Consider the following 9,170-nt stretch of genomic DNA (forward strand, 5'->3'; position numbering starts at 1 on the left):
GGCAGGCCATGGACGGCCGGGTTGTGGTCCTCAAGCCAGATCTTTTCCGGGCGCGGCTCGGCGCCGAGCCAGCGGTGCAGCCGTTCACGCCACGCGGCAAATTCGTGCGACCCGAGATCGACGACCAGCCAGGCATCGGACGGACGGCCGCACGCGGCGAGCGCGACCAGATCGGCTTGAGGTGGCATGGTGCGCCACACGCCCTCGCCGAGCTCCGGCTCGCGCCGCACGGGCAGCTCGCGCCGTTCGGCGATCAGCGACGCGATCTTGAGCCCGTCCAGCTCCTCGCCCAGCACGAAGCGACGCTGCGGCGGCTTGGGCAGATCCTCGCCGAGCACTGCATTCGGAAACTCGTCAAAGCCGTGATGGCGGATCCAGCGATCGAAATTCGGCGGCTTGGTCCGCCCGGCTCTGGTCAGCGCCGACGCGAACAGCGGCACGGCGGCACGGCACAGCCGCTGCTTGTCGGGTGACAGCTCGCGGAATGCGGCCAGCGCGGCGTCCCGCCGATGGCCCTGCGTCTCGCGACCGGGCCAAGCCTGCCACGCCGGCGCAAAGTGCTCCGGCTCTGGCGCATCTTCCAAAACCCGTTGATGCGCGCCCTCGCCCCCGGAGGGGGTTTTTGGGGGAGATTCAGGATCAGGTTCAGAGGTTAGCTGGTCGCAAGTACTGCTAGGGTTAACCGAGGGCAAACCGAGGGCCACCCCCGAATTTAGCCCTAGCAGCCTGCTAGGGCTAATCACCGTTGTTTCCGCAGCGTTTTCGATAATGTCGCTGTCGACCTCGCGGCCCTGCGCCCGCGCCTCGATCGCGTCAGGATCAGCATCGAACATCAGCCGGATCTTGTCGGTCGTACGGCGGCCGCGGCCCTCGCCGTTGCGCACACCGTTCTCGTCGAGCCATTGCGGCTGGCGCGCGATCGCGCCGACCTGCTCGAGCCAGACCAGACGACGCCGCACGGTGTCGGTCGACATGCCGTCGCAGTCCTCGGCGAGCGTCGGGATCGCCACGAACGCAAACCCTTCGCCGTCAACGTAGAGCGACARCGTGCGAAGGATGACGGACGCAGGCAAGTTGCGCAGGTGCAGGTTACGCGCCCAGCTATGGGCCTCGTCGGCGGCGATGCGTCGCGCCCGCCTTTTCGCGGTCGTCATGGTGATGCTCTTAATTTCTCGATTCAACTGGACGCGGTAAGCAACTGCACTGAATTGGTTTTGCTATCGCGGCCCCATCAGCATGATCCGAACGATCTCCTCGTCCGGATATCTCCACAGCAGTCCGCGGCTGATCGCGTCGTCGGCCGGCGGCGAGCGTGCGCAAGAGAAGCGATGCGTCTGTCATGAATGCCACTCGACAAAGCCACAGACACACGCCAAAATTGTTCCATGACAGATCAGACAACCGTTCATACATTTTATGATTTTGCGAAGGACTTCCAGCCGACCTTCGCGGCAGTCATCGCGCTGTCCGCAGCTAGCCTTGCTTATTGGGGCGTCATGGCCAAGATTTCCTATGACAAGGCGGTGGCGGAAACGGCGCGACACGCTGCGCGGATTTCTCTTTGCACTCGCCTCAAGTTGCGGACACGGCCGATAGCCGAGTATGCGAAGTTTGTGAGCGACTGGCTCGAGATGGAGCAAGCCAGGGTTTCGCTCCAAGAAGTCGAAGATCAAATGAAGATCTGGCCTGCGGCACCCAGCGAGCTTGAGGAGGCATGGCAACATCTCGATGCCATCCCGATTGCAGCAATCGATGCGCTGGACGCACTCCGGGACCAGATGAAGAGGATGGAATACGTGTCCGCCAATCCTCACGAAGAGAATGAAAAGTGGCAAAAGTTCCAGATCCGAACCATCGTTAGCGTCGCGAAACAAGTCGCCCTTCACGCCGACGCGCTGATTAAGGCCCTCGAAGAAGAGATCGCAGCCATTCGCAGAACGTAGCATCGGCGCCACTAGCTTATCGCCGACGCCTCGCGCGGGTAGGACGAGCGGGACACTAGTCATGCCTCGATACCTCGACCGCTTCACACGCCGGCGTGTTGCCGCCGCGCTGGATTTTCTCGGTCCCGCGGAACCATTCTTTCCAGTGATCCGCCCGGCCGTGGCTGTCGACGTCGTGGCACGATACGCAAACGATCTCGCAGCCCTCGCGCTCGCAGACCTTTCGCGAGTCGCCGTTCGGGGCGCGGGTCTTTTCGCTCCACTTGTGTTTCACACCGCCAGACCTCCCCACTGCTCGGCCATCGCCGCGGCGATGCCTGGAAAGAAGCGACTGCGCTCGCGCCACCGATCGGCAGACGGCGGCATACGGTGCACCCGCGCGACGCGACCATCGACAATTCGAGTCGGGCGCAGCGGCTCGAGTCCCCTAAGCCAGAGGCAGGTCCGCTTGACCTCGCCATGACCGAATTGCCAAGGCTGGACGCTCTGAGCGAACGGCTGATAGTTCCGGATCCGTTCCTTGGCATGCTTGTGCATGACCGGATTTTCGATGGCGACGCGCTCGATCGGCGCATTCCAAAAGGCCGAGAAAAGCGCGGCAGCCTCGTCGAGCGCGGCCCACATCTCAGCGTCCGGCCCTCTGGAGGATTGAACAGCCAGCGAACCCCCGAATTGCACAGACGTGTGCATGGCGGATGGGCGACCATCAACAGATCCCAATCATCACCGAGGATGTCCCGCGCGTCGCCGATAATGTGTTTGTTGCTGCCGTCCTCGGCAGGCAGCAGGTCGCAGGACCACGCGTCATGCCCCAGCGCAGCGAATGCGCGCCGGACAGTGCCGGAGAACTCGCATGCGACGAGGACGCGCATCGCACGGTTCACGCCTGCGACCTCCGCACGGCCGCCTCGAGGTCCGCCGGCGCAATCCGCCATAGCGCCACGTCATCGCGCAGCCGGTCCATTTCCTCCGGCGTCATGGGCATGTCGCAGGCCAGCACGTTCCTGACCGGGTCGATCGTAATGCGCGGCTGGCTGCGGCGCTGGCGCCAAGCAATCGCGTAGCCGATCATGAAGCCGGCGAAGGCGATGGCCGACGCCGCAGCGACGGCGACGTTGTGGCTGATCGTGATGGTCTGCGCGACCAGTGACGGCTCGGTCATTGCCGCACCTTGCGATTACGATCGAACTTCTCGCCCTCGGCAACGACCAGCGCCGCTGCGCGGATCAAGTCACGCCGATTGTCCTGTGGCTTCCACCACCCAAGCGACCACGGCCACACCATCGGCGGCTCCGGCCCAAAGTCATCATCCGCACGACGGCGCCACGTTGGCATGATCGCGTAGCATGAGCCCGCGGCAGCGAGTTCGCCGACCGGATGGGCGTCATCGTGCGCCGCCGACCAGCCCTCCTGCTCGATCTGACGGAAGCGCTCGGCGATGACCGCCTGCATAAACGGCGACATCGGCCGCCGAATGTGCAGCGCCTCAAACACGCGCCGCAGCAGGTAGGAGCGCGCGATCGAGATCACGGTCATGATCAGCGCAAACGCAAGGTTTTGCCGGAACGACACGGCGACGCCGAGCAGCGGCAGAAAGAAGGACTGCGCGGCGAGGCTGATGCCAAACCCGACTGCGATGTTGATGACGCTCTCGACGAGCGACATGATCTTGCTCTGTTTCACGGCGTTGCCCCCTGCTGTTGAACGGATGCCGGCGTCGCCAGCTGCGCCAGGAAGGCACGGCCGCGCGCGGTAATCTTGAGTGCCTTGGTCGTGGCGTGCACGAGATCGCGGCCGACCAGGTGCCGGGCCATCTCGCCGTCGATTGGCTCGCCGGCATCGACGCCGATCAGCGCGAGCTGCTCGGCGAGCTCGTCGGCATCGACCGGCAGCCGCGTCTGCAGCACGCCGTCGACCACCTCGGCCGCCGGCGCATCGTCGAGCTGGCGCGCGGCGTCGAACAGCGACGGCTGCGGCGCGCGGTACGGCTCGGTCAGATCAGGCTTTGGCGCCGCCGGCGCGGCCTCGGCCGCCTCCAGCTCGCGCAGGCGATCCCACCCCTGCCCGCGCAACGCCCATTGGCCATTGCTCTGGTAGGCATAGCCGCGCTCGACATGGAGCGGGCCGATCACGCCCTGCAGGTCGCGGCGCGGGTGGCAGAAGTCGGACAGGATTTTCAGCTGCTCGCGCTCGCTGAGGTCCTCCGCGCGGACTTGGTTCGGCGTCAACCACTCCGAGCCGGCCAGCTGGTCGATGGCGATGACGTCGCCGGCGTTGTAAGGCGCCTCGACGGCCGCAGCGGCGCTGGCCCCTACCGATGTTGCATCCGCTGCAGCCGCCGTATCGACGTCGCCTTGCGGCGACGCGACGACCTCGCCGGAGGGCGACACAACGGCGAGATTGGAATCGTGCTGCGCGATGACCTCGCGCCAGTGATTGTCGACGGCGTCGTCGCGATCGAGCACGAAGGGCTTTGTCTCGCAGCGGAACGACCAGCCGCAGCGGCAGGTCGCAACGCTGAAGGAGACACCGCCGGGATAGTCGCGGGTCATGCTGACGACGTGCTGGTCGTCAACGGCGGGATGCTCCCACAGCCGTTCTGCATCACGGGCGGCCCGCGCGGCCACGAAGGCTTCACGCAAAGCATCGGGCGACGGCTCGGCGTCGGGCGCATCAAAGCCCCATGCGGCCCAGCCAGGCCGCGCGCGGCGCGCGTTGAATTCCACCTTTGGCGTCGTCGGCCAGTGAAATTCGATGATCTCGTGCAGATTATCGGGCTTCTCGGAATGGCCGCCGACCGGCGCCGAGAAGTTGCTGCGGAAATGCGCGGTCGCCGGCGCCACCACCTTGCCGCGCACGCCGACCAGCACGACTTCATGCTCGCCGGTGAACCAGTAGCCCGGCCCCCGCGCCTCGCCGGAACGTTCCTTGTTCCAGACCAGCATGGTGACGTAGCGGAAGCCCTGCAGCTCGAGCACCTTGATGCCGATCGACAGATGCGGCGCCGTCACCCACTTGAACAGGATGCAGTCCTCGGCGAGGCAGGCGAAGCGCTCGGCGCAACGCGCGACGATCGCCTCCGGCGTCTGGGCATCGATCGCGGTCTCGTAATGCATCGACGGGCTTTTTTCGCTGCCGGTCTCTTCCGACCAGGCCGCGTGATGCCACTCGAAATCCTCGATCGCGACGCCGTAGAAGCTGCCCGGCAGTTGCTGGATCCGGCGCCCGGTCTCCGCTTCGCGCTCGGCGCGACGCTCCCGCTTGGCGGCGATCTTGTCGGCACGCAGCTCGCGCACCAGCGGCGCCAGGGCTTTCTTGGCCTCGTCGGTCAGCTTGCCGGAGGCGTCCCGCGTCAGCGCCCTGGCGATCTCGGCCTGGCGCTCGACCGGCTGCGCCGCGATCTCGGCGGCGGCGGCAACCGATAGATCTCCGGATTTGACGGCATCGACCACCTCCGGCGCCGCCCGTCTGACGACAGTGCGCGCCCGCTCGACGCCGGCGACATCGGTCGACAGCGCCGCGGCGGCGTGCTCGCGAGAAAACCCCGCAGATTGCGGCATTTTCCCCGGACGCCCCTTGCCCAGGGTGACCAGCTCGGCCGCGATGATGCGGCGCTGGTCGTCGGTCAGGTGGCGGCGGCTGAGATTCTTGGAAAGGACGTAATCGAGCGGGTTTTCGCCGTCGTAGTCCGGGTCATAGGTATCGAAGATGGACCCGTTTTCGAAGTCGGTCAGATCGGCGGCCGACAACGGCTCGCCGGCAAGGCCGCCCCAGCCATCGCCGAGCACCTCGCCGGTCGAGACCAGCCAGACCAGCGCGCGATAGCGGTTGCGGCCGTCGAGCACCAGAAACTGCTTTGCGACCTCGATCAGATCGATGCGGTAGCGCAGCCCGTGCTGACGGATATCCTCGGCGAGGTCGTAAAACTCCTGCCCCTCGATCAGCGGAAACAGGTTGGCATAGGGATGGAAGGAGAGGGTCAAAACGGCACCTCCTCGAGCTGCGCCGAGGCCAGCGCATCGGCCATGATCTGGCGCACGATGGCCTCGAGCGCCGGCGCGGTGCCGCGCGTGCGGCGGCTGATGGCGTTGTCGCGCTTGGTGGCCCAGCGCAAATTGCAGCGGCGGTTGTCGAGGGTCTGGCCGTTGATGTGGTCGACGACATGCGCAGCCAGGAACGCATCATCCCGGCCGGGGTCGGCTGCGATCATGATCTCGCGATGCATCCGCACCGTCGAACGCTGCGGCCCGACATTGCGCTTGGCGTAGTTCATCCAGCGATCGCCGCGGCCATTGCCCGCATGCCAGACGTTCCACATGTTTTCCGAGAGCCAGGCGAAGTCGACGGCATCGACCAGCGTCCAGACCGGGTCGCGCTGCGAGAGCCAGATCCGCCGGCACGGCGTGGCCGACAGGTCAGGCAGATCCGGGAGGTCGAAAGAGACCGCGCGCGCCTCGGCGATGTCGACCGGCGCATGCATCATTTGTCGGCCTGCCGCTTTGCCATGAAGCTGTCGAACAGCGGCGGGACGTACTCCTCGGCGCAGGCCTTGCCGTCCTCGGTGCGCCAGAGCCGCATCGGCGTGCCGCCGACGCTGGCGATGATCTCGCCGTTGCGCGGAATCAGCAGCTGGAATGCCTCGATCACCTGGTCGCGAGACATGCCGTCGCGCACCAGGCGCGCGACCTGAACGTGAAGCGGGCTATCCGCCTGCATCCCGAGCGCGTGCATATAGACGCCATCGATCGCCTCGGCCTCGGCGATCTCGTTCGGGTCTTTCTGCCGGCGCTTGACCATGCGCCGCATCGCCTTGATGTCGTACCCCTTGGACTTCGCCTCGGCGAACAGCACGCGCTGATCATCCTTGAGCGCAACGATGTCCTCGACGATGCGCTCAATGCGCTCGATGTAGGATTTGAGTTCCTCGCGGGCCTCGGTGCGGTTGAGCTGCTCGGTCATTGCTCAAACCCCTTGAGCCAGAGCCGCGCCGCCGAGACCGCCGCCGTGTAGTCACGGCCGCGGCATTCGGAATCCCAAACGACCAGGTGCTGCGCGACGAAATGCGGCGTGCGGCTCTTGAGATCCTCGCCCTGCGCCGCGGCGCGCGCGGCGGCGGCGGCGACCATCTCGACGGTGACGGCAAGCGTCATGGCGCCCTCACCAGCATGGTCTTGACGGCGCGCCAGCCGTTGCGGTTGTTGGTCTTGTCGTCGCTGTTGAGGCTGCGCACCAGGCGCACGGCATCGTCGATGTCAGCGAAGGCGATCGCGCCCTCGTAATAGCCGGGGATTTCGTAACCGTGCCGCGGATGCCATGCGGCCCAAACGATCTGAGTCATGACGCGCCCCCGATCAGGCCGGCGTCGAGGCGATAGGGCTTTTCCTGGTAGAAGCGCAGCGGGCCGCCCGGCAGGTTTTGCAGGGAGGCGCGATCGAGCAGGTAGCTGTCGCCGTCCTGCGTGGTGACGAGCTGCGGCACGTGGTCGTCGAGCGTCAGCACCGCGCGCCGCTCGGTCCGCTCGAAATCGTAAAGCAGCGCCTCGACGGCGCGGACCCGGCCGATCGTCATTGCCGCCTCACGAAGCGGAAGCCGAAGCCGGCATCGCGGCGATGCATGAACGGCTGCGCGCCGGCGGCGACCGCCGCCAGCAGGCTCACGATCAGCACGGCACTGAACATGACCAGAAAGCGCAGATCGTCAGGATCTGCGATGCGCGAAACGACGTCCGCCATTGCCCCCGCCCCTTTCAAAAACCCCTTGAAATGCAGTCTCCGCGTGCGTTTTCCACACGTATCCACAGGCCGCGCCGGTCGCGTTGTGTGATGTTCCACAGCGATGAAAATCAGCCGTTTCGGCGTGACCGGCGCTCGACCTCGAGTCTGGGAACCGGCATCCCTTCATGGCTCGACCCCTTCCGGCCGAGCCACGCCTTCAGGCCAAACCGCCGCAGCCGGCCAATTGGTCGAGAACCAGCCGATGACTTGGTCGTACTTGYGGGCCGTGARTGTCTTGGAGCCGAGATGATCGAAGAAGCGCCAATCGCCGGCTGCAAGCCGCCCAAGCGTTCCGAAGGCAAGAGGACGCTCGATGCGGAAGGCATCGGCGACGGCCCTCAAGTTGAGAATCAGCTCCTGCTCCATGGTTCGACGGATAGTCGGAAATTTCCGATTCGTCGAGATTTTGTCGTCGGAAACATCCCACTAGCCTTTGGACAAGGCGCGTCGGATAAATCCGCCATGGAGAAAAGCGAACTCCGACAACGGATTAGGACGCGGCTGGCCGAGCTTGACCTCAGCCCGATCGAGGCCGCGAAAGCCATTCCGGGCCTCGAGCGGAACTTCATCCGGGATTTTCTGGAAGGTAAGAAGCAGTCATTCAGTGCCAACAAGCAGCCTCTGGTGGCCGCGGCATTGCAATGGACGGTGGCTGACCTGGTCGGGCCGCCCCCTCGGCGCACCAGCCCCGGCGCGCCGAAACTTGCTATGGTCCCCCTCCTCGACCGTGTGACTGCCGGACGCCTGCGAAGCCCCGCCAGCCAGATTCCGATCGATGATGTGCCCCTCCTGGCTTTTGCCGATCTTGGCCGGGGCGAGTTCTTTGCGTTGACCGTCGACGGCGATTCAATGGACCGCTACTCGCCGGAAGGCTCGATCATTGTGGTCAACCGCGCCGAGCGCAGCCTGGTCCACGGCCGCTGCTATGTGTTTTCGATCAAGGGCGAGACGACCTACAAGATGTGGCAGGGCGGCGCCAACCCGCACCTCTCGCCCTTTTCGACCAACCCCCTCAACAAGCCGGTGTTTTTCAAGCCGCGCGACCTCGAGGTCATCGGTCGGGTGAAGCGGACGATTTTGGACCTTTAGGTCCGAAAGTCGGAGATTTCCGACTTTACTGGTTGACGGTCGGAAATTTCCGACGATATGTTTCCCGTGAAACAACTCACGGGAGACCGCCGCCGTGCCAGGCCCAACCGACCTCTCCGCCGCCGACTTCGCCCTGCAGCTCAAGCTGCACGGCTTCATGCATCTGCGCGCCGAGGGGCGCTTCGCCGACGTTCGCGCCAAAGGCTGCCCGCGCACCGAGCCTGTGATGCGCGGCAGGCGCCTCAACCGTCAGGAGACGCTCGACGCCCTGCTCAAGGATCGCAAAGGCCGCCAGGAGGCGGCGGCGGCCGCAGAGGCCGTGCAGATCGAGCGAGAGCGCGTCGCCGAGACCATTGCTCCGCGC

At 65.4% G+C, this 9,170-nt stretch carries 12 protein-coding genes and 2 pseudogenes; 3 read left to right on the forward strand and 11 right to left on the reverse strand.

What is annotated here, in order from left to right:
• On the reverse strand, positions 1-1,154 hold a 1,154-nt coding region (locus ACXJL8_RS24985), incomplete at its 3' end, for a hypothetical protein (protein WP_456685766.1).
• Between the two features lie 231 nt (positions 1,155-1,385).
• On the opposite strand from ACXJL8_RS24985, the gene ACXJL8_RS24990 reads away from it, so the two are divergent.
• Positions 1,386-1,943, forward strand: coding sequence for a hypothetical protein (locus tag ACXJL8_RS24990; protein ID WP_456622162.1), 558 nt, complete (start codon positions 1,386-1,388; stop codon positions 1,941-1,943).
• Positions 1,944-2,213: 270 nt separating this feature from the next.
• Here ACXJL8_RS24990 and ACXJL8_RS24995 read toward each other — a convergent pair.
• The 10 genes and pseudogenes from ACXJL8_RS24995 to ACXJL8_RS25040 form a co-directional block, all read right to left on the reverse strand.
• Positions 2,214-2,815, reverse strand: a pseudogene (locus tag ACXJL8_RS24995) (hypothetical protein).
• 8 nt (positions 2,816-2,823) lie between these two features.
• Entirely contained in the window at positions 2,824-3,105 is a 282-nt protein-coding gene (locus ACXJL8_RS25000; protein ID WP_456622163.1) for a hypothetical protein, read from the reverse strand.
• Positions 3,102-3,626, reverse strand: a complete 525-nt coding sequence (locus ACXJL8_RS25005; RefSeq protein ID WP_456622164.1) for a DUF7220 family protein — start codon at positions 3,624-3,626, stop codon at positions 3,102-3,104. Before ACXJL8_RS25005 ends, ACXJL8_RS25000 begins: the two co-directional genes overlap by 4 nt.
• The gene (locus ACXJL8_RS25010) at positions 3,623-5,926 is read right to left on the reverse strand and encodes an MT-A70 family methyltransferase (protein WP_456622165.1); all 2,304 of its coding nucleotides are present in this window, start codon (positions 5,924-5,926) and stop codon (positions 3,623-3,625) included. Before ACXJL8_RS25010 ends, ACXJL8_RS25005 begins: the two co-directional genes overlap by 4 nt.
• Positions 5,923-6,426, reverse strand: a complete 504-nt coding sequence (locus ACXJL8_RS25015) for an HNH endonuclease (RefSeq protein WP_456622166.1) — start codon at positions 6,424-6,426, stop codon at positions 5,923-5,925. The genes ACXJL8_RS25010 and ACXJL8_RS25015 overlap by 4 nt, the downstream gene beginning before the upstream one ends.
• Positions 6,423-6,902, reverse strand: a complete 480-nt coding sequence (locus tag ACXJL8_RS25020; RefSeq protein WP_456622167.1) for a DUF2312 domain-containing protein — start codon at positions 6,900-6,902, stop codon at positions 6,423-6,425. The genes ACXJL8_RS25015 and ACXJL8_RS25020 overlap by 4 nt, the downstream gene beginning before the upstream one ends.
• Entirely contained in the window at positions 6,899-7,093 is a 195-nt protein-coding gene (locus ACXJL8_RS25025) for a hypothetical protein (RefSeq protein ID WP_456622168.1), read from the reverse strand. Before ACXJL8_RS25025 ends, ACXJL8_RS25020 begins: the two co-directional genes overlap by 4 nt.
• Positions 7,090-7,281 (reverse strand): hypothetical protein, encoded by a 192-nt coding sequence (locus ACXJL8_RS25030; RefSeq protein WP_456622169.1) that lies wholly within the window; start codon positions 7,279-7,281, stop codon positions 7,090-7,092. The genes ACXJL8_RS25025 and ACXJL8_RS25030 overlap by 4 nt, the downstream gene beginning before the upstream one ends.
• On the reverse strand, positions 7,278-7,511 hold the full coding sequence (locus tag ACXJL8_RS25035) for a hypothetical protein (protein ID WP_456622170.1): 234 nt from the start codon (positions 7,509-7,511) through the stop codon (positions 7,278-7,280). Before ACXJL8_RS25035 ends, ACXJL8_RS25030 begins: the two co-directional genes overlap by 4 nt.
• A complete protein-coding gene (locus ACXJL8_RS25040) occupies positions 7,508-7,675 on the reverse strand; it encodes a hypothetical protein (protein ID WP_456622171.1) in 168 nt (55 codons plus the stop codon). Before ACXJL8_RS25040 ends, ACXJL8_RS25035 begins: the two co-directional genes overlap by 4 nt.
• Before the next feature lie 288 nt (positions 7,676-7,963).
• Between ACXJL8_RS25040 and ACXJL8_RS25045 the strand changes: the two genes are divergently transcribed.
• Together ACXJL8_RS25045 and ACXJL8_RS25050 are read left to right on the forward strand one after the other, a co-directional pair.
• Positions 7,964-8,806, forward strand: a complete 843-nt coding sequence (locus tag ACXJL8_RS25045) for a S24 family peptidase (protein WP_456622172.1) — start codon at positions 7,964-7,966, stop codon at positions 8,804-8,806.
• 94 nt (positions 8,807-8,900) lie between these two features.
• A pseudogene (locus ACXJL8_RS25050) lies at positions 8,901-9,170 on the forward strand (phospholipase); the annotation flags it as partial.

The organism is Bradyrhizobium sp. P5_C11_2 (assembly GCF_054049755.1).

Excerpts from the sequence above, each read along its gene's own strand:
- ACXJL8_RS25030 (WP_456622169.1), bottom strand. The coding sequence starts at position 7,281 with ATGACTCAGATCGTTTGGGCCGCATGGCATCCGCGGCACGGTTACGAA.
- ACXJL8_RS25015 (WP_456622166.1), bottom strand. The coding sequence starts at position 6,426 with ATGATGCATGCGCCGGTCGACATCGCCGAGGCGCGCGCGGTCTCTTTC.
- ACXJL8_RS25035 (WP_456622170.1), bottom strand. The coding sequence starts at position 7,511 with ATGACGATCGGCCGGGTCCGCGCCGTCGAGGCGCTGCTTTACGATTTC.
- ACXJL8_RS25020 (WP_456622167.1), bottom strand. The coding sequence starts at position 6,902 with ATGACCGAGCAGCTCAACCGCACCGAGGCCCGCGAGGAACTCAAATCC.
- ACXJL8_RS25045 (WP_456622172.1), top strand. The coding sequence starts at position 7,964 with ATGATCGAAGAAGCGCCAATCGCCGGCTGCAAGCCGCCCAAGCGTTCC.
- ACXJL8_RS24990 (WP_456622162.1), top strand. The coding sequence starts at position 1,386 with ATGACAGATCAGACAACCGTTCATACATTTTATGATTTTGCGAAGGAC.
- ACXJL8_RS25040 (WP_456622171.1), bottom strand. The coding sequence starts at position 7,675 with ATGGCGGACGTCGTTTCGCGCATCGCAGATCCTGACGATCTGCGCTTT.
- ACXJL8_RS25025 (WP_456622168.1), bottom strand. The coding sequence starts at position 7,093 with ATGACGCTTGCCGTCACCGTCGAGATGGTCGCCGCCGCCGCCGCGCGC.
- ACXJL8_RS25000 (WP_456622163.1), bottom strand. The coding sequence starts at position 3,105 with ATGACCGAGCCGTCACTGGTCGCGCAGACCATCACGATCAGCCACAAC.